Below are 20,708 nucleotides of genomic sequence, written 5' to 3' on the forward strand. Positions count from 1 at the left end.
GCGGGAAGGAATAGCCCAATCAGGGAATTTCTTTCGTGATTCAACCGGGGTTTCTGGGGATTATGTGATGGAGATTTGGGACAACTCCAATGGCTTTCCGCAAAACTCCGTGTTTGCACTTGAAAAAGACAATTCGGGGTATCTGTGGATTGCGACAGAAGAAGGGCTGGTCAGGTTTGACGGAGGATCTCCGAAGATCTTCGACGAGGATTCTTATCCCGAAATGCTTGAGCAGACGTATTACACGTTTTTCAAAACTCCGGGAGGCATTTGGGCAACGGGTGACCGCAGCATCGCCCTGTTGGAGAAAAACATCAAAAAAGTCATCGACTGCAGACAGATCGCTGAAAATACCTGGATCAGGGCCATTGCCGAAAATGGAAACGGGGGCCTGCTGATTGGTACGCAAAAGGGAGAAATCTATTCCTGGGAGGACAACACGTTTACCCTCCTTGATTTTTGGACTCCCAACATACAGCTTGAGATCCTTGGTTTTTTCCCGCTTGAAGATTCAAGACTGTTGGTGGGGACCAATCGGGGGCTGTATGAACTGGACCAAAGATCCCGGCAGGCGCGTCTGGTTTCGCCGGAAGATTTCTCCGTTCAAAAGGTCTTTGGAACTGTCGGTTCAATCTATGTCTATTCTCCTGACTCGGGAATTTTTCGGCTTAAGGAAAACTATGAAAGGGAACAGATCATCACGTACGAGCAGGCCAAAGGCATCAATCCCAGTAGTCTTACCGTTGATTCAGAAGACAGAATCTGGGCAGGATCTCTTGAGAAAGGTTTGATACTGATCGAGGACGGGACCATCACCCGATTTACCTATCCTGAATTAAAAAACTATACAGTCCGGAAGATAATCAAGGAAGATGAAAACCTGTACTTGGGGACTCTGGGCAGAGGGCTTGCCTTGGTAAAACCGGCAAAAGTCAATCAGCTTAATTTTGAGGCTCTGAAAGAGAAAAACATCAAGCCGATCTTCCAAGGCAGTGACAGCAGTATTTGGATTGGGACCAAATCAGATGGACTCTTCCGCATCAACGACGGAAAAATCAGCAGCCTGACCACAAACGAAGGCCTGATACAAAACGGAGTAACGACCATCGGCTCGTCATCCGGTCGAATCTACGCCGGGACCACATCGGGAATTACCGTGATTGACATCCTATCAGGCAAAGTCATCGACAAGATCACCCAGGAGGATGGCCTCAAAAGCAACTATGTCAATGCGGTATACAAAGACTCCAGGGATTGGCTTTGGGTGCTGACAAGGTATGGAGGAGTCCATTATTTTGATGAAGACGGAGTTCTTCACAAGGTCGAGCTCCCAGAGGCTTACTCCAACACCAATTTTATAAGTATTCTGGAACTGAAAAACGGGCAGATTGTCCTCGGCTCGATGAATCAGGGGATATTCAGGATTGAGGATGGCGAATTTGTCGAAAACCAAACCTTGCCCCTCACACCTGGAGAGGATATCATCTATTGTATCTACGAAGACGAAAGCGCCGACCTCTGGTTTGGTACGCACGGTGGCGTGGTGCTCTTAAAGGATGGCAAGTTCAAAATCCTGAAAAAACGAAACGGCTTAAAATCCCGAAGCGTGTACAGCATCACCGATGACGGGCTGGAGGGCGTCTGGATCAGCAACAATTTTGGAGTCCAATATTTCGCAAAATCGGAACTCGAACGATTCAAAGAGACCACAGATGACGATTTTTTCATTGCAACGACCTTGTATAACAGCCGTCATGGAATGCCAAATTCTGAAGCGAACGGGTTGATCTTCCCCGCTTCACTCCGGGATTTTTCGGGAAATATCTGGATACCGACCGTGGAGGGTGTAGGCGTGATTTACCCCTTTCCCGTTTCAAAAGATGCAAATGGACGATCCGCCTTTATCTGGGACGAGCTTCAGCTGGGAGATCAAAAAATCCCCATTGAAGATGAAATCGAAATCCCGGAGGGTGTGAGGATGTTCGGGATTTCGTTTAGTCTGGTTGATTTTGAAAACCCTTCCCAATATTCCCTCTTTTATCGAATTGATGCCAAGACAGACGTATGGCACCCCATCAAAGACCAAAGACAGCTCATCTTCAACGGTCTGAAGCCCGGTAGCTACCACCTGGAGGTGAAAGTCCTCAGGCATGGGAAGTTGGAACAGATTCAGACTTTGCCGATCGTGGTTTCAGCATCCTTGGTACAAACATTGGCCTTTAAGATTCTTGTAGCTGTTGCTTTTTGTCTTTTGATATACTTCATTGTCAAATATTATTTCAACACAAGACTGAAGAACAACCTGGAATCTCTGGTAAACCAAAGGACCTCGGAACTAAGCCACGCAAACGAGCAGCTGAAGGATGCTGTCCGGGAGATCGCGGATCAAAATACGGTCTTGAAAGAAATCACCTGGCGGCAGTCACATCTGGTCAGAGCTCCTTTGACCAAAGCGATGGGCATCAACCAATTGCTGATCAAATATCCAAAGTACAGCGCTGTGGAAAAAAGCAAAGAGCAACTGGAGATAGAACTTTTGGATACCTTGAAACAACTCGATGAAATAGTAAAGGAGACTCACGCCAAATCCGAAAATTTGAGTAATGACTGACAGCAATCCTAAGATATTGATAATTGACGATGATCCCGGAGTACTGTTTCTTCATAAGATCATAGTCAAGGAAGGAAATCTTGGCAGTAAGCCAATGACTTTTCCCGATGCAGGTGAGGCTTTGGAAGCTATTCTTCCATTGGATACGCCCGACAGCCGGATTTTGATTTTTTTGGACATCAACATGCCCAAGATGGACGGATGGGAATTTTTAATTCAGTTATCCAGCCAAGTCAGACATGCCGACATCAAGGTTGTGATGGTCACCTCTTCGCTGAGCAGGACTGAACGGGAACGATCAAAAGAATTCGGAGTTGTGATTGATTTTTGGGAAAAGCCCATGGAAGACACCCAGGTGACAGTTTTAAAAGAAAAACTAGGGGGCTGGTTGTTGGATTCCAGCTCTAACGAGGTCTAATAGCTCCTTACTGCTTTCGGCAATTTTAGATTTCTTTTAGTGGTGCGGTTTACAATTCTAATTAGGTCTCTGAAAAAACCGGTGATGACTTTCTAGAAAATCAGAAGCCTTATTTGAAGCTCCTTTTTCTCAACGGCGGAGGCTGAGGATTTCAAGCGAGTGTCGTGTTGATCTCTTTGAGGTAATTGGAAAAATTGACCCCTGCATAATTCTTAAAATACTTGCTGAAATGCGCGTAATCGACAAATCCCAAGCGGTTTGCGATCTCCTTCATCCGTAGCTGGGAGTACATCGCATAGCGCTTTGCCTCCATCACCAGGTACTGCTGGATGTGGTGGCTGGCGGGAAATCCGGTGATCTTCTTGACGACCGAATTGAGGTAATTGGGAGTGACACAGAGAATCTCGGCGTATTCAGACACCATCTTCTTTTGGGAATGATGGCTTGGCAGCAAGTTCAGGAAGCGCTTCAGGAGATCCCGGTCGCCAGTGGGCGACGAATCCGCGCGGCTGACCGACATACATTGGGTCAAGTACAGCATAAAGATATTAAGCCAGGCCCGCAGAAGGTCAGATTGCATCGCGGAGCAAGCGCTGATCTCCCTGCTGATCTTGTCGATGATCTGCTCAAGTTCGCCTTCCAACCCTTCTTTGATCTCTATCTCCCTCATCTCTCCCGCAAAGTCAAAAACCGAAGCGACCTCAAACCGGTTTTGAAGCAGATTGAAGAAATCGGGGCAGATCGAAATATAGAATCCCTCGAGACCTCCATCCCACTCCAACTGCCTCACTTGACCGGGAGACAGACAATAGACTGATCCGTCTCTCAGTCCAAGGGTTACGGTGTCGATGTTGATCGGCGCGGACCCACGCCTGATCCAGTAGAGTTCGTAGCACTGGAGTCTTTTGGGCTGGTTGAATCCGACATCCACATCAAGGTAGGCAGATCCAAGAGGATGCACTGCGATGGGCTTCCTGTGGGGGAAAATTGAAAAGTGGTTTTTCGGAGAAAAATCGGTGCTGAAAAGTGTTTCCATGACAAGGAGAGTAAGATTCTCTTCCTGTTATCCAAGCTTGGTGCCATTGTTTTAAAATACTGATTATCTGTTATTTATAGCTATTCATTCAGTAAATAACTGGTGATATTTCGCTAATTATCGAATTGGCTGGTGGGATATGGATATCATTTGTCAAGAAAATAATGAGTTTGCTGCTTAAGACGCTCCAAAAACACCGAAAAAGCCACAACAATACCCCCTTGAAACGATTATCTCCTCGGGAAAAAACCACTTTCCGGCGGTTGTAATCAAAAAAAACATCCATCATCATCTTTTTCCGCTCTTGATTACGTTTCAACTGCATACTCTATCGCCTGCTTTGAACTACGAAAAACTGAAGATTTTAATCTATTTGTTGTATGATGCGATTACTTTTTCTGGCCTGCACCTGTCTTATTTGTCAGGCGCTCTCAGGTCAATCGATCTCTTTGGAAGAGTTACAAAAAACCGGTCAGGCGAGATTCGTCGGTCTCTACTCCCAAAATGACCTCTATCAGTATTCTTTCAGCGCTGACAAATACTTCACCAATGGTGCGCAGATCGTGGTTGCCCATCCGATCTTTGACAATAAAGTGGCGCGGGCTGTATTATTTAACAACAAGGGCGATTACAAAAGCGGATTTTCCCTAGCTGTCGGACAGGACATCTTTACCCCTGCCAATCTTGATTTGGCTGAAGTCGATTCCACGGACAGACCCTACTGTGGACTCCTGTATGCAACCTATACGCGTCATTCCAATAATCTTCGCGTCGCAAGGAAGGTAGTCAGCAAGCTATTCCTGGGAGTTCAGGGGCCTATCTCAGGCGGTGAATCGCTCCAAAACTGGATCCACGAGCAGACCGACAGCGAACATCCACAGGGCTGGAGCAATCAGATCGCCAACGGGTTGATGATCGACTACGAGATCAGGCAGCAAAGGATGCTGCCGATCAAAGCCCGGCACTGGGAGGTAAATATGAACGCAGTAGCACACGTCGGAACTATCTACAACTTTGCTCAGGTGGGGTTAACGACCAAGTTTGGGTGGTTCAACAATTCCTATTATCAGTTTGACGGTCTCTACAGCCGACGGTCAAAGAAGGGCACCTACATCCTAGATGATGTCCGGTGGCGGGAAAAGAAGAAGAGGGTACATCCCGAAAAAGCGAGGCGCAGGACGACTTATATCAACAGGGATTTTGAAGTCTATGTCTACGCCGACTTGAATCTGGGCTACATGTTCTATGACGGTACCAAAAGCGGGAGTCTGATCCCCTTTGGACCAAGTCCGTACACGCTGATCAACAATGAATTGGACAAAGACTACAGCAATCTGACTCAGGGGATCACATTAAACTATCGGTCTATCTATATTCAGTATGAACGTGTGCTCAAAAGGGACGTGGTAAAAGGCGAAGGCTTCTATGGTTGGGGACAAGTCCGGGTATCGATCTCGATCTGATCCCCGTCAAACACATGCAAACCGGAGGGCGTTTTCGACCGCGATTACTTCCACTGCCCGGGATCAAAGATGGTCGCCGCGATGTATCGATAGGGCTTGGCGTCCTTGTCATTAACATGGTTCCAGTAGTAGATCATCACCAGTTTCCCGTCGGCTCGCTGGATCATCCGGGGATATCCCGCGTCCCTGTTGGCCCCGTCGCCGCTGCGCAAGAGGATCTCATCGCTCCACGACAGGCCATCATCCGAGCTAAAACGGACATGAACCCTGGATCCAAAATCACTCCTGTGAATGTAGCCCAGTGCTAACCGGCCATCTTTTAGCTTGACCAAAGCTGGAGGTGATCCGCCTCTGCCCGTGTCAGGAGCGGGGTCTCTTAGTCTGCTCCAGGTACTTCCGTTGTCTTTTGAGAGGTAGCTGGAGATCAGATTTTCTCCATTTTCCAAGCGGGTTCGGATCGTCGTCAGCCAGGTGTTTTCATCCAACCGGATAGAGGAAGGCATGATATCAAAGCCTCCGTGCTCGGAGGTGACCCAAGAGACAAGGCTCCAAGTGAGTCCGCCGTCGGTCGTTCTCACAAAACCCACCTTTCCTTCTTTCGAATTGGTCTTTGCGGAGGTGACGAACGCGCTCAGCGCCTGCTTACCCTCCACATGGTAATCCGTCCGGTTTGCAATCCCCGGCGTGCCCATGTTTCGGAATACGTACGGACCTTTCCAATGCGCTCCTTTATCCTCGGAGTAGTAAAAAAGGCTCGGGCCATTGTGGTTGTTCTGTCTCAAAAAGGTCAGGAGAAAATCCTCAGACGTGAAATCCGGCATCGGCTCACTGAGCACCGTGGGCACGTCGGCGCGATCGGGGGCGATGTTGTTGTCATTGCCCGAGGCAGTTTGCCCCAGGGAATAAGCATCCTGAATGGTCCAAGTCTCCCCTCCGTCCAGACTTCTTGCGTATTGGTTTTCGGCTGTTTTCGGGTCATAGGTATGTAGTCCCGGCTGCGCTTCTTTGAAGCTTGCTTCTACAAATCCCACTAAGATCTCATCTCCCCAAGCCCATATGCCATGGTTTGCGGGCCATCCCGCGTATTTTCCATCTTCCTGGAAGACCACCCGATGCTCGACGGATTTATCTTTTTGCTGGCCTATTGCCATCCCGGAACCCAAGGTAAAAACAAGCCCCAGGAAAAGTACTTTTATATTCATTTTCAATCCCATTGTAAATTAAGAATGCGAGGTCCCAGTTTTTGCCCAAAATGGCTTTTAACCAAATCCCAAGTACTCCAATGGGTAATATTACTCTGTTTTCCCCGACTATTAAAAAAGTCGACCGTTCAATTTTCAACAATCCGGTTGAGAAAAAACAGGGCTGACAAACCCACAGTCCTAAATGAAGTTTCGTAAAAGCACCTGGATTACCCCGTGTTCGGTACCCTGTTAGAACAAAGCTCAAATCCACCCCAATTCCTTTACCGTCAACTCACTCTCCACATTGCCGGTGTGTAGGGTTGCTTTCGGTTCAAAGAGCAGGTTAAAGACAATCTCTCCGCTAGTATGCGGTCTGTGTTCGACTCCTTTGGGGACGATTAGAATTTCCCCTTCTTTGACTTCAACGGTTCGTCCATCCCGAAAGTCCATCAGCAAAGTCCCCTTAAACACCATAAAAAGCTCGTCTTCGTTTTCGTGGCTATGCCAGACAAAGTCATCCTTCAGCTTGCACAGCTTCACATATTGCCCGTTGAGTTCCCCGATGATGTGTGGCGTCCAAAGCTTATCGAATAAGGAAAACTTCTCCAGGACGTTGATTGGCTTGATTTCTTGCATGGTGTTTTGATTTAGTGAGTTTGGCTCAGGGTTTATCACTGCTTCACCCCTGTCCAACTGTTTGTTTTACTCAATGCTGTTTACCCGCTCCAATAAATCCGTAATGGTGCTTTGCGCCGAATCAGGTGCTGCTTCCCGAAGGTAGTGGATTAAATCCGCCGTGGTCGAATAGCGCTTTGGCTTTTGGGGATTGTTGAAAGTACCCCGGTCATTCAGGAAATTCTTCAAAGCAAGATTGACATTCTCTTCGCCGATCCGCTTTTGCAGTTCGTACATGGTCAGCGCGCCTTTGTTATAGTAGAGGTGTTGTTCGTTCTCCACCATGGCTAAGGGCAACTCTTCCTTCGTTGATTTGAGTTTGGCTTCCCTGTATTCCTCCAATTGGAATGTCAGGAATTGCTGAATTTTTTCCTCGCTGTATCTTTCTTTGAACACCATCATCGCGGAGTACTGGGCCAGCGTCTCCAGGATCATCTTCTGCCCCTGTACATTGGCTGCTTCCAGTTGATTCCCCCACCACTGATGGGCCACTTCGTGAGCGGTAATGTAGAATGCCATGTCCACGTCTTCTTCATCATCAATATCCATAATGAAACCTAGCGCCTCTGAGAACGGAATGATTCCCGGCAGCGATTGGGCAAAGCTGCGATACCTGGGAAACTCCACGATGCGAAGCTGCCTGTAGGGATAGGGACTGAAATGGGTGCTGTAGTAGTCCAGGGACATCTTCATGGATTCCATCATGCGATCCAGATTGTACTCATGCCCATCCTGATAGTAGATTTCCAAGTCTACAGGTTCTCCCGTGTTATTTCCTGCCGGAAAGACACTGTCTCTGACCACCTGGTACTGTGCAGATACAATCGGGAAAAAGTGGATAATCGGCTGGTTGGTTTTGTAGTGAAAATAATTGCGCCCGTCCCTATTCCATTCTGCCACCAAATCGCCCGAGGTCAGGGCTGTTTGCGGAGCTTCAGTACTGATGACCAGGTCTAAGGTGACACCCTCCGAGTCACTTCCGCCGCGTGGATTCAGCAGCTCCCGCGCATCATCCCGGCTGGCTTTCGCCAAAAGTGGCGTCAGACCAAAATCTTCCCGATTATCCTCATCCTGCAGTTCATAGTCGTCCTGATAGCCAAAGCCAGGCAGGACGTCATTGTCAAAGAACGTCCCGTTATAGACCACCTGCGTATCGGAAGGATCCACCTCAAAACCCTCCGGACGCAATGTCTGGGTGAAGGTCATCTTCAGTGTGTCACCTGGCGACAAGGGCCGATCCAACTCGTAGATGGTGTAGTAATATTTTTCATACTTATTGTCAGTCCTCACGCTGCGATCAAAGGCTACGTCGGTGACTTCCACATGAGAGGCTATCAGCTTTTGCAGGTGAATCTCACGAATAGGCTCCTGCGAAGTGTTGGTGACCAGATAGTAGCCTGTGACGGTATAGGCCCGTTGTGACGGAGACAGATCAAGTTGGAGATTGATCTCGATTATCTTCGGTTGGGGAATATATTCCAGGTGTTTCAGTGCTTTTTCATAATCCGCTCTGAAACTCGCTTGGGCGTCCTCTGTCCAATATTCATTCAGCACATTGGTATTGTAAAAAATGTAGCTGCCGACACCGACAAAGAGCGCCGAGCATCCCAAGGTCAACACACCCAAAGCTCCTTTGATCTGCTTTCTCCCGCTTTTCCATCGCTTCCTCAATCCTGTTTCGGTACCTCTCCCCATGAGAACGCCCGCAAAAATCAAGAGCAACACACCAAACAAGGCCCAGTAGAGCTTCACCCAAAAGTAAGGCCTCAGGAAGTGCCCATATCCGTTCATATCCGAATACGAGGGCAGCTTATGTCCACCAAAGTTGAGTAAAGCATGATCCAAACCGAACGTGTTTACAGCGACATTGATGACAGCAAACGCGATGATGGCGAGCATGCCCATGAACTTATTCCCCGTGAGTGCCTGAAAGAACAAGGCAACGAAGGTGTACAAAGCCAGAAAGGGCAATAAATCCAAAAAGAATCCCATGAAATAGACGGGCAATTCGTAGCGATAGTAGCCGTGCGCTATCTGAAACAGAACGCCGGCAGCAATGAGTGAGAGCATGACGATGCTATAGATGAGCAGCAATCCCAGAAATCTGCTGGCTACATTCACCAATCTACTCAGGGGCGTGGCATCATAGATGAGGTCAAACTTGACGTCTTTCTCCTTCCACACAATCTCGCCGGAATAAAAAACCAGGATGATCATGAAGAAGTAGCCGGACATCTCCATCAACTCCTCTATCATCAGGTAGGTGGTGGGATAGCTGTCGACACCATAGGAGGTACCCAGACTCACTGAGTTGACGAGCATGACGATAAAACAACAAACGATGATCGCCCAAAATGAGGGAAGCTTGAGTATCGATAAGCTATGAAACCATGCATTGAGAAACAGCTGAGCAGCCTTTGACCGGAAGCCAAAAGTGGGATTGACAGCCGGCAGATCGGTAGGAACATGATTCGCTACGGCAGTGATTTTTCGTGCTTTCTGTTTGCTAGCCGCCTTCTCTGTGACTACAGCCAACTGAAACCGTACATACCCGATGACCAGCGCGGAAAGTCCGAGAAACATCCAGAACAATTTGTTCATCAGCATGATACCCGAGAGTGGGATCAGTTGGAGATTTCTGTCGGCTACTGTCCAGCCCTTGCTTGCCTGCGTCAGGGTGGTGAGCGAAAAGGGATCCAGCAGCGCCTGAGCCGTCTCGTTGGTAATTCCCTTGGTGATCATGAACAAGACAAAGATGACTATGCCTTGCGTGTAGACGACCATGAGTTTTTTGGTAAGCGCGCCCGTCACAAAAAATACCGAGGCACCAAAAAACAAGGTGGGCAATACCACCCAGAGAAATGGCTGCAGGTAGTGGGTAAACTGAAACGGCAAGAATTCCTTTGCATCATTCCAAGGCATAAATTCTCCCAGCACCATCCCCCAGAGCAAACTGCTGAAGATCAAGAGCAACACGAGGAAAGATCCCAGGAAGCGTCCCAATAGATAATCCCTTTTTGAGATCGGATTGACATAGATCAGCGAGGTGACATCGTATTGAAAGTCGCGCAAAACGGGCACGCCCATGATCATCGAGGCAATGACCATCGACAATCCCGTAATGGCTCCCATGGTTTTGGCGATCACATAGGGAGAGTTCTTCTTGACTAAGCCGATATCGACTCCCTGAAAGATGAATTCCACACCCACTATCGAGAACAAGAACAGCAGCAGAAAGAAAAAATAGGTTTCCGGCCGCTTCAGGCGGTATTTCAGTTCGAATATGAAAAATTCGTATAGCATAATCAGGATAGCTGGGTGTTAAGGATTTGGGACATGTAGACATCTTCCAGATTTGCATCTATGGGTTTGAAATCCGACCCTGGGTGGGTCTCACTCAATACATGGATGATTTGCTTTCCCAGATACAGCCGATCGCTGATTACGTGGTATTCCATCTTGTGGTGATCCAGTTCGCTCTTGTGTATCACCTTCTCATACAGTTTCCCCTGGAGGTCCTCCATGATTTCGATGGGATTTCCCTGGACAACCACTTTGCCCTTGTTGATGATGGCCATCCGGGTGCACAATTCCTTCACATCGTCGACGACGTGTGTAGATAGTATCACGATGGTCTGCTCCCCCACCTCGCTGAGCAGGTTGTAAAAGCGGTTCCGCTCGACAGGATCAAGTCCCGCGGTAGGTTCATCCACGATCAATAGTTTGGGGTTGTTGAGCAGTGCCTGTGCAATGCCAAAGCGCTGCTTCATCCCGCCGGAAAATTCCCCCAGTCTTTGCTTCCGCACTTCGTAGAGATTTACCCGGTGCAGAAGTGCCGCTATGATCTCTCTGCGCTCCCTACCGTCCACAATGCCCTTCATCACAGCGAGGTGGTTCAACAGCATCTCGGAAGAGAGCATTGGATATACCCCAAATTGCTGGGGCAGATAGCCCAGTACTTTTTTCAACTCATTGGGTTGTTCCCGAATATTGAGGCTTCCGAGATGAATGCTGCCCTCATCCACTTCCTGTAGCGTTGCGATGGTGCGCATGAGCGTTGATTTGCCGGCTCCATTGGGCCCCAGCAGGCCATACATGCCTTTTGGTATTTGCAAAGAGACATTCTGGAGGGCTTTTACGCCGTTGTGATAGGTCTTGGAAAGGTTGGTGATGATTAGATCGTCCATGGTCAGTTCATTTGAATGCAATACTATCAGGCAGGAACTCATCGGAAAAAAATGTGGGACAGACAGCCGTTCACCCGGTATGGACTGCTCATTTGTGCTGAAAAATCGCTTCATCCCACAAAGGCATCCATTCGTCACCGCGGGACATGCTTCTGCCACACGCGGTTTAGGCATTCTGGATTTTGGGTAACTTCGCACAATGGCGTTTCAGAACATCTTTACCAAGCGGCTTCTCCTGAAGGCTGTGCCTTACTTTTTCATAGGCACAACCATCCTAATCTTCGTTTTAAATGATGTTTTTGGAGATGATGACGGCTTCGTAGTTTTCAGCCTGCTGTTTTTTACCGCTTTGACCATCTGGATGATCCGATGGATAATCCTTCAGATCAAAGCCATTCTCCGACTGAAAAAGGAAAAGAAACAAGCCGAACTGATGCATCTAAAAAGCCAGGTAAATCCGCACTTCTTCTTCAACACCCTGAATAACCTGTACGGATTGGTAGAGAATGATCCGGCTAAGGCCCAGCAGCTGATCCTCAAACTGTCCGACATGATGCGATACAGTATCTATGAAGGGCAAAATGACTGGGTGACGCTAGACGAAGAGATCACCTATCTGGAGAACTACATGGAACTGCATCGGATGCGTTACCATAAGGAGATTGCGATCCGTTTTGAGATAGACGCTGAAGACAGGAGTGTGAAGATCATGCCCTTGCTGTTTATCATTATGGTGGAAAATGCCTTCAAGCATGGGGTGGAAAAACTGCGAAAGGATGCCTTCGTGCACATCTGCTTAAAAGCTACCCAGCAGCAGGTGGATTTTGAGATTGAAAACAATTTTGATGCGGAGGAGATGAGCGAAAAAGGAGGGATTGGCCTGAACAACCTAAAAAAGCGCTTGGATTTGGTTTATTTGAAAAGGCATGAACTTGAAATACTCCCAGCCCATGGAGACGTTTACAAGATTCGATTAAGACTTACACTATGAGCGTCCGATACATCATCGTGGATGACGAGTCCATCGCCCACGACATCATCAAAAAGTATTGCTCCCTGTTGCCAAACATGAAGTTGATGCAGGACTGCTATGATGCGATCGAAGCCATTGAATACCTGAACCGCAACACGGTTGATCTGATCTTTCTCGATCTGAACATGCCCAAATTGCATGGGTTTGAGTTTCTAAAAACCTTGCCCAACCAACCCAAGGTGATCGTAACCACTGCGTACAAAGAACACGCCTTGGAAGGCTATGAACTGAACATCTCAGATTACCTGTTAAAGCCTTTTTCATTTGAGCGCTTTTTGAAAGCGGTCAACAAGGCAATTACCACCCATTCCGAGACTCCCTCCATCGCCAAAAGTGATACGGACGAGAGCAAGTCGGAACGGATTTTCCTGCGCACGGCCAACAAGCACATCCAAGTCGCACTGGATGACATCCTGTTTGTCGAGGCTTCGGGCAACTATGTTCAGGTGGTGCTGAAAGAAGAAGTCATCACCTTGCGTGGGGTGTTGTCTTCATTGGCGGAACACATGCCGACAGCTGGCTTTGTTCAGGTACATCGCTCGTTTATGGTCGCGAAAAAGCACATCAAAAGCATCGAAGGAAACGAGATAATCATTGATAAATACAAAGTGCCTATTGGGAAGTCATTCAGGTCAGAGCTGGATAAGCTTGTAACCCGAAACATGGATTGACCTTTTTGTTATTTCACCACACTGGCAATCTTGTCTATTATCTCTGTTTTGGGTTCCAGGTTTCTATCAAAAAGCAAGGGATAGTTCGTTCTGCCTCTCACCGGAAAGTTGTTCAACCAACTCACGCCATCACCCAAGCCCCAGAACGTGACCCGGGTGATCTTGTCTTTGTGTTTCTCGTATAGCGCAAAGATCTCCGCGTAGCGTGCAGCTAGCTTGGCCTCGGCCTCCGGCGTGATCCCGTCCCTGTAGGGATTATACTCATCCGAATTGGCGAAATTCATGTTGAGATCGGCACCTTCTGCTCTCCTGGGTCTTGGCAAAACATCCACGTCCAGCTCAGTGATCATCACCTTGAATCCAGCTTCATGAATGTCGATAATCCCCTGCTCGATCTCCTCCAGCGTAGGTGAATCCAGCTGGTAGTGGCCCTGCATACCTATCGCGTCCACCCGGATTCCCTCAGCTTTCATTTCTTTGGCAAAATCAAGAATTCCCTTGCGCTTGGAAGCTCTCCATACATTGTAGTCGTTGTAATACAACTCAGCCCCCGGGTCAACCTCACTTGCCTTGCGGAATGCTGCTTTCATAAAGTCCTTTCCGGCGATCTTGTACCAGTTTGACTCCCGAAAAGTCCCGTCTTCGTTGAAAGCTTCATTGACCACATCCCAACCGTGGATCTTCCCTTTGTATCTGCCAGCGACGGACTCGATGTGGTCCTCCATCCTGGAGATCAAGGCGTCTTTGCCCAAGGGTTCATTGTTTTGATCCTGAAAAACCCACCTTGGAGTCTGCTGATGCCAGACCAGGCAATGACCTATGGTAAATGCGCCGATTTTCTGTCCCAGCGCTACATACTCATCGCCAAATTTGAAATCATACCGATCGAGTTCGGGATGTACACGCTCCCACTTGAGACCGTTTTCGGGACTCAGACTGTTGAACTGGTTTGCAATCAGGGAGGTCACCTTCTCATCAGAGCTGTTGACTTGCCGGGCGTTCACAGCGACTCCAATGTAAAAACTGTCTGCAAAGATATCCTTGAGTCGCTCGCTGTCCGGGCTTTGGGCAGAAAACAGCAGGGTTAGGGAGGCAAATGTTAAGACTTTCTTGAGTATCATGGGCGTGATAGTTAATAGGTTGGTTCCCGTGTAAGGAGCATTTTCCCTTTCCAGCAAGTGGTTGAAGGTAATTTTTATGAATTTGTTTTCAGCCTATTTATCCGAAAACAAGATTGGAGCAAGTGTATACAGGCTTCTTCTCCAGGTCTGGAATTCATGCGCGGTCCCTTCAGACACGTAAGAAACTGCATTAAACCCTGCTTCCTTCAATGCGGAAACGGCATTTTTCACCCGATCAGGATTTTCCTTGCTTCCTGCACTGATGAAGATCAACTCTGGTTTGGACGATGCCTTCAACTCCTCTGGAGTGTAGATTCCTCCACTCAGGAGTGCATATCTCGAAAAGACGTCTGGCTTATTGAGCGTGATGGAGTGAGTTTCCATACCTCCCATGGACAGTCCAGCCATCGCCCGGTGCTCCCGATCCGCCTTAGTTCTGAAATTGGCATCCACATACGGCACCAGCTCGTCTACCAACACAGTCTGAAAAGCATCTACTTTAAAGTCCCGTAATCCTCCGAATTTGATTTCATTGGTCATTCCGTAAGTCATGACGATGAGAAATGGCTCTATTTTTCCTTCCGCAATCAAGTTGTCCATGATGAGGTTGGCATGTCCCTGATTACTCCAAGCTGTCTCGTCTTCTCCCCATCCATGCTGCAGATACAGTACCGGGTAGCGCTCGGATGACTCTTTGCTGTACCCCGGCGGTGTGTAGACAAAGGCTCTTCTGGATGTGTTGGTGCTCGGTGAAGGGAAGAGGATCTGCTGGACATTGCCGTGAGGCACTTGCTTCAAAGCATAAAAATCCTGGTCGTGTGCGGGGATTTCAATCCCACTTTCCCACCGGGTGGAGCCATAGTAGTTCATTGCGCCGGGATCATTGAAGACACCTCCGTCGATGGTGAGGTGATAATAGTGAAATCCCTCGTCCATCGGCCCTTCCGTAGTGCCAGTCCAGACTCCCTCTTCGTTTTTGGTGAGTTTTGTACCTCCTCTGCCGCCAAGGCCAAGGCTTACCCTCACGCTGTCTGCTTGCGGAGCTTCTACCCGAAATCTGGCATACCCCTGCGAATTAACCTGAGGATATTCTTTGCCGGGTTGATTCTTGGAGGAAGGTTTGAAATCCTCTTTGATTTCAGAGCTTCCCGTCTGGGCATAGCCAATGGAACTACTGAAGATCCAGAGGAAGATTAGACTCAATGAAAAATTTCTCATGATTTTATAGGATTGGGATTATTGAAAATTGTACTCATCGGTTTCTTTGTTAGCTGCGTGTTGGATAGAATGTGGGATTACATTCTTTCCAATCCCTCCGCAAATCCAGCGTAAGCGGGCTTACGGTTCAGGTTGAGGTTCCAGAGCCCTTGTTTTTCTCCCGGAAGCCATGTGGCATTGTCGGCGCTGTCTTTCACACCCCAGATGGTGATGCCATACCGCTGAGGCGCTGGCACATGCTCAATATACATCTCTGCCACATATTTGTACATTTCGCGCTGCAGTTGCAGCATTTCAGGGGTCGGATTAGTGGTATTGACTCTGACATCGAGCTCAGACACTTTAATCAGTTTGCCTGTAGCGGCAAGCATTTTAAACATCGAGACGATCTTTTCCTTGTCAGAATCGATGCTGATGTGCATCTGAGTGCCAATCCCGTCTACCGTCACGCCTTTGGTTTCGATGTATTTGACATAGTCGATGAGGCCTTGGGATTTTTCGAGGCTGTACTCCAGATTGTAGTCGTTGATAAAGAGCAGATCATCGGTGTTGCCGTATTGCTCAGCGAGCTGGAAGGCTTTTACAGCATAATCTTTGCCCAAATAGTCCTGCCAGTAGAAGTGGTCAGCAGCAACGTCGGGATTGCCGATTCCGGTCTTCAACTCGGCAGGTTTGGCGTCATCCATTGGTTCGTTTACAACGTCCCAGGCTTTGATATGAGCTTTGGAATTAGTCATCATTGCGGCTATCCACTTCTCAAACTCAACGGAGACAATCGACACTTTTTCGTCGGCAGTCTTATTCACCAGCGTGGTACTGCCACCCGATAGCGAAGCGCTGCTCAGCACGACGTCATCCAAGTACACTGTTCCGGCAAACTCACCATAGCTGATGACAAACCGCTGACGGTCATCCGCTGTTGCAGTCGTCGTCAACTGTATTTGCTTCCATTCCTTGGTTACACCTATTTGTCCAAAACCGTTGGAGGAATAGTCGGGGCTTTGCAGCTCAGGTCTGATGATGCCTTCCGCATCTCCTTTTACCCAAAACGTCAACTTGTATTCTTCGCCGTTTTTTAATGCTTTGGGAAGCTCAAAAGCCGTCTGAACTTCCCAGAACCCACCGGTCTTTGAGGGGTTGGTAACGAAAAAGGCTTTGCCTGCGCCACCGAAACCCATCCCTGCTGCGGTGACACCACGGGAAGAACCATTGCCCCATCCTCCCCAGCCATTTCCATTTTCGAAGTCGCCATCAGGGATCAGATTATTGATCAAGGGAGGGCCTGCTGGATCGTAGACGTATACATTGCTGATGTCTATCAAGTAGGAGACGTTAGGGAGGTGGCCCATGTTGAAATTTATCTTGAAAGACTCTCCTTCAAAATCACTGATTCTGAAACGGATCTCCTGCCAAGAGATGCTGGTTTGAAAAGAGGCGCTTGCTGCACCGGTATCCATCCAGTCTTTCTCCGGAGTGTTGTTAGAAAGGCCTTCAAAGGTGATGCTACCCTGTCCTGCCTGGTCAGATTTGATGTAGGCGATCACCTCGTATTCTTTGCCCGGCAAGACGGAGATCTCCGGAGTAGTCAGCCGTACACTTTCGGGATCGGTGCCGGAGCCGGATTTGAGTGAAAAGGCAGCGGTACCCTCGCCCATCCCCTCTCCTTCGCTGATCGAGACATCCCCTGTATTGGCCCAGCCGGTCAGATTGCCTTGCAGAGGCGCTGACAAGTTCAGCTCATTGGTAAACGCCGGGGAATTCACTACCAGAGGTTGCAACAAACTATTCAGATACTCTGCATTTTGATTGGCATGCCACACCAGTGTATGGCCAAACACCGAAGTTCCCGCGGCGGAGGCGGCTTCCAGAGTAGCGTTTACACTGCTAAAATCCATTGTACCATCCGCTCTGACGATGGCACCGTGCTTCATCCCGTAGCCAGTGGTGATCTCATTAAAGTTGCTGTTGATCAATCGGTACATCACGCCCCTGCTCGCATATTCAGACATCGTGACAGCCCCACCGAGTTTGAAATCAGGATAAGCGACAGTGTCAATGTAATTCTTCAGTACGTCATAGCTGTTGAGAACCTCTTGTTCCGCAACGTTGAGTGGCTTCTCTACCTGATAGTCGTCAGTAGCGACGTAGTCGACACAGGAGCCCGTACCGACAGCGAGCGCCAGCAGGCTAAGACACTTGATATATAGTTTCTTCATGTTTAGGGCTATTTAGTCGTTGAGCTTCAGTACGGGAGTGAATGTCTCCATTCCTACCCCGCGATCCCGTGCCACCAGGGTGTCCGTTGCAGTAATCTGCATCTTTGGCAGGCTTATTTCATACTGTAGATAGAGCGCGTCACGGTCTTTGTCTCCCCAGCTCTTCACCTCTCCTTTGGAGACAAATTTACCTGTGCCGGTAGCACTATAGCCATCTCCGAGGGCAGAGACGGTGCAGTTTCCGTCGTCGTCAAAGGTCAACAGCAGATCTGCGGTGACATTGGTACCGTCCTCTCCCGGAAATGCCAAGGGGAATTCCACTTCATTCAGTGACCGGGTGTGTAACGCGTTTATTTGATCATTCACTACAAAGTCAGCATGTCTGACCACTGTTCGGTCGACGGCGGTGTTTCCGACGGTCCCTTTGATGACATCTTTGCCTCTTCGCAGGTAGTTGCCATGCCATGGATTGACGTATTTCAAGGCATACAGCACAAAATCCTTTGGAGCCACGGACCAATCTGAGGGATTGGTTCTACTCGGATTGTCTACCAAGCCCACGCCTGACAGTACGGAATCGGCATTGGCTATTTCGGTGATTCTGAGGGGCAGAACATAGCTTTTCTTGATTGCCTTTGGATCGTTGAAAAAACCGCTATTGAGCTGGATTTCGATCCCACCGGTGACTTCACCTTTTGGGATTACCATCGATTGGGCCGACAGCTGGTAGTATTCCGATGGCAGCACTTCAATCTCGTCTCCGTCAATACCAAACAACAGGCCTTCCACCATACTGTCGTCCACGGTTACGTTGACCAGGACATCCTGCGGTGAGGAGTACACACCGCCCGTGGTGGCGAGGATGCGAAACTTCCCTTCATTGTCCAGAGAGGTATCAAAGATATCGTCGCCTAACGTGATGGTCCTGACGGGATATTGAAACGCGAAATACACCGTCTGATAGTCAAAGTCAGGGAAATCCCAATCCTGGTTTTCACAGGAAGTGAAGACCAGAGAAAGCGCAAGCATTATATAGGCTGTATTTTTCATCTTTCTGTGATTTTAGAATCAATAGGGTTCACTTGAGCTTGGGTAAAAGCACACACTACCATCCAGTATTTTGTTTTAGCTGTGAAAACTTTAGGACTTCGCTGTATGGCACCGGCCCATAAATCATGTGATCACTGTAGACCCTGTTTTCTACATTCATGATCTCGTGATTGCCGTTTTGGATAATAATCCCTTGGGTAGTTTCGGTAAGGTTTGCATCCCACCTTCTCAGGTCCCAAAATCTGAATCCTTCGAAGCTCAGTTCCAGTCTTCGTTCATTGCGAATGAGTTGGCGCATGGCTGTCTGGTCGTTTTTGACCGATTCCAGGTAGGCATCTCCATTGCTGGATCCGATACCGGCACGCTGGCGGATCGCTTTGATCACGTCATAGGCAGAATATCCGGCTCCGCCGTTTCCCATAGGCCCGTAGGCTTCATTGGCCGCTTCGGCGTATATCAAGAAGATCTCGGTATACCTGATCCTCGGCTTCATGTGAACCTGCGAGTTGGTCGAGTTGGGGTTCAGGTTGACGTCCTGACGAAGTAGTTTTTTCAGGTAATAGCCCGTGCGGGTAGAGGTCTCCACTTTGTTCAACCCATCGTTGGTCGTACCGTCCGCAGCGGTCGTGATCGTTGTATTGCTGGGTCCGGCTGTGCTGCCGTTGACGACCACAAAGTGGCCCAATCGTGGGTCTCGGCCAGCATAGGGACTTTGGGGATTGTATCCACTTCCCTGTGCGTCGATCGGAAATCCGTTAGCCATCGGAAAGGCATCCACGAAGTTTTGCGTGGGATTGACAAGGCCGTTTCCATACAGTGTCGGAGGATAGTTGTCTTGCTCTAGGTTATTGCTCGATCCTATAGAGGTGCGCCACAGGACTTCGGCAGGGTTAATCCCCCCTCCGATTGCATTGAGTTCAGAAGCGTTTTTAAACCAGGTGACTCCGTTCGGGGCCAGTCCGCTTACTCCACCGATGGTGTTGAGAATGAAGGCTGCATCTTCAGCGGCCTCTTGCCATTTTGCCACATCCCCGCTAGGGTTGAACGCCGGGCTGGCGGCCAGGAGTGATGCCTGCGCGATGATTGCGCGGACGATTCTACCGGAAACCAGCTGCAAAGCATCGTCGCCGAACACCCGGTTATATTGGCCTGTCTCGGCCCCGGCATATTTGGCCGGAATCAGCGAAGGGTCACCAATATTGCCAAGATCCAGCGGCAGCAGCTCGAGTGCTCTCTCCGCATCAGAGCGAAGTTGCGTCATGCACTCTTCGAAGGTGTTTCGCGGCAGATTAAAGTCGGAGGAGACGTTTTGAGATTCGGTGAGAATCGGAACGCCCAGAAGCTGACCGTCGGACATGCCGCCGTGAGCCTGCAGCAGATAATACATAAACAGCGCTCTGAGTCCATAGGACTCACCCTTCAGTCGGTCGACAAACATTCGATTGACTATCTCGTCCGTTGCAAAGTCAACGCTGTCCACATCTTCCAGCATTACATTCAGGTATTGGATCGCGGATTGCGCGCCAGTCCATTGATTTACCGGATTGTTGTTGGATGCCCATTGGCCGGTTGCCATATTGAGAAATGCGTTGGAGGGCTCGTTGCTTACCGCATCGTCGGTTGCCATCTCGCTAAAGGTCCATCCGTTGGTGGGGATTCTCAGGTAGGCATTGATGAGAAGTCCCTGAGCGAGTCGGGGTCTCTCGAGCATGTCTTCCCGGCCTTGGATGTTTTCGATGGCCGGGTCTATGAAGTCCTGGCAGCCGGACAGCATTAAGAGGACACAAAAGAAGATTGATATTTTGTTATTCATGGTTTTCAGTTT

At 48.8% G+C, this 20,708-nt stretch carries 15 protein-coding genes; 5 read left to right on the forward strand and 10 right to left on the reverse strand.

What is annotated here, in order from left to right; all coding sequences use genetic code 11:
- The first annotated feature begins 67 nt into the window (after window positions 1–67).
- Both G459_RS0113170 and G459_RS27425 read left to right on the forward strand, forming a co-directional pair.
- Window positions 68–2,611, forward strand: a complete 2,544-nt coding sequence (locus tag G459_RS0113170; RefSeq protein ID WP_169725028.1) for a ligand-binding sensor domain-containing protein — start codon at window positions 68–70, stop codon at window positions 2,609–2,611.
- Window positions 2,604–3,029, forward strand: coding sequence for a response regulator (locus tag G459_RS27425; protein ID WP_051315206.1), 426 nt, complete (start codon window positions 2,604–2,606; stop codon window positions 3,027–3,029). Before G459_RS0113170 ends, G459_RS27425 begins: the two co-directional genes overlap by 8 nt.
- Window positions 3,030–3,180: 151 nt before the next feature.
- Here the strand turns inward: G459_RS27425 and G459_RS27430 are convergent, their stop codons facing one another.
- Window positions 3,181–4,065 carry a helix-turn-helix domain-containing protein gene (locus G459_RS27430; protein WP_051315207.1) on the reverse strand — a complete coding sequence of 295 codons (885 nt, stop codon included), beginning with the start codon at window positions 4,063–4,065 and terminating at the stop codon, window positions 3,181–3,183.
- A 380-nt stretch (window positions 4,066–4,445) separates the two neighbouring features.
- On the opposite strand from G459_RS27430, the gene G459_RS0113190 reads away from it, so the two are divergent.
- The gene (locus G459_RS0113190) at window positions 4,446–5,528 is read left to right on the forward strand and encodes a lipid A-modifier LpxR family protein (RefSeq protein ID WP_026968076.1); all 1,083 of its coding nucleotides are present in this window, start codon (window positions 4,446–4,448) and stop codon (window positions 5,526–5,528) included.
- A gap of 44 nt (window positions 5,529–5,572) precedes the next feature.
- Here G459_RS0113190 and G459_RS0113195 read toward each other — a convergent pair whose 3' ends face one another.
- The 4 genes from G459_RS0113195 to G459_RS0113210 form a co-directional block, all read right to left on the reverse strand.
- On the reverse strand, window positions 5,573–6,730 hold the full coding sequence (locus G459_RS0113195; protein WP_169725029.1) for a sialidase family protein: 1,158 nt from the start codon (window positions 6,728–6,730) through the stop codon (window positions 5,573–5,575).
- A gap of 243 nt (window positions 6,731–6,973) precedes the next feature.
- On the reverse strand, window positions 6,974–7,348 hold the full coding sequence (locus tag G459_RS0113200; RefSeq protein ID WP_035455926.1) for a cupin domain-containing protein: 375 nt from the start codon (window positions 7,346–7,348) through the stop codon (window positions 6,974–6,976).
- 66 nt (window positions 7,349–7,414) lie between these two features.
- A complete protein-coding gene (locus G459_RS0113205) occupies window positions 7,415–10,690 on the reverse strand; it encodes an ABC transporter permease/M1 family aminopeptidase (protein WP_035455873.1) in 3,276 nt (1,091 codons plus the stop codon).
- 2 nt (window positions 10,691–10,692) lie between these two features.
- Entirely contained in the window at window positions 10,693–11,574 is an 882-nt protein-coding gene (locus G459_RS0113210) for an ABC transporter ATP-binding protein (protein ID WP_026968080.1), read from the reverse strand.
- 199 nt (window positions 11,575–11,773) lie between these two features.
- Between G459_RS0113210 and G459_RS0113215 the strand changes: the two genes are divergently transcribed.
- Together G459_RS0113215 and G459_RS0113220 are read left to right on the forward strand one after the other, a co-directional pair.
- Window positions 11,774–12,565, forward strand: coding sequence for a sensor histidine kinase (locus tag G459_RS0113215; RefSeq protein WP_026968081.1), 792 nt, complete (start codon window positions 11,774–11,776; stop codon window positions 12,563–12,565).
- Complete coding sequence (locus tag G459_RS0113220; RefSeq protein ID WP_035455876.1) at window positions 12,562–13,278, forward strand: LytR/AlgR family response regulator transcription factor; 717 nt, start codon at window positions 12,562–12,564, stop codon at window positions 13,276–13,278. Before G459_RS0113215 ends, G459_RS0113220 begins: the two co-directional genes overlap by 4 nt.
- Window positions 13,279–13,286: 8 nt before the next feature.
- Here the strand turns inward: G459_RS0113220 and G459_RS0113225 are convergent, their stop codons facing one another.
- The 5 genes from G459_RS0113225 to G459_RS0113245 form a co-directional block, all read right to left on the reverse strand.
- Window positions 13,287–14,399 (reverse strand): endo-1,4-beta-xylanase, encoded by a 1,113-nt coding sequence (locus G459_RS0113225; protein WP_035455929.1) that lies wholly within the window; start codon window positions 14,397–14,399, stop codon window positions 13,287–13,289.
- Window positions 14,400–14,492: 93 nt separating this feature from the next.
- Window positions 14,493–15,617 carry an alpha/beta hydrolase-fold protein gene (locus tag G459_RS0113230; RefSeq protein ID WP_026968084.1) on the reverse strand — a complete coding sequence of 375 codons (1,125 nt, stop codon included), beginning with the start codon at window positions 15,615–15,617 and terminating at the stop codon, window positions 14,493–14,495.
- Window positions 15,618–15,694: 77 nt separating this feature from the next.
- Window positions 15,695–17,833 carry an endo-1,4-beta-xylanase gene (locus G459_RS0113235; RefSeq protein ID WP_026968085.1) on the reverse strand — a complete coding sequence of 713 codons (2,139 nt, stop codon included), beginning with the start codon at window positions 17,831–17,833 and terminating at the stop codon, window positions 15,695–15,697.
- 12 nt (window positions 17,834–17,845) lie between these two features.
- Window positions 17,846–18,883: a DUF5627 domain-containing protein gene (locus tag G459_RS0113240; RefSeq protein ID WP_026968086.1), complete on the reverse strand. Its 1,038-nt coding sequence runs from the start codon at window positions 18,881–18,883 to the stop codon at window positions 17,846–17,848.
- 55 nt (window positions 18,884–18,938) lie between these two features.
- Window positions 18,939–20,696, reverse strand: coding sequence for a RagB/SusD family nutrient uptake outer membrane protein (locus G459_RS0113245; RefSeq protein WP_051315209.1), 1,758 nt, complete (start codon window positions 20,694–20,696; stop codon window positions 18,939–18,941).
- Window positions 20,697–20,708 lie beyond the last annotated feature (12 nt).

The organism is Algoriphagus terrigena DSM 22685, from assembly GCF_000429445.1.
In the GTDB taxonomy this organism is placed as follows: domain Bacteria; phylum Bacteroidota; class Bacteroidia; order Cytophagales; family Cyclobacteriaceae; genus Algoriphagus; species Algoriphagus terrigena.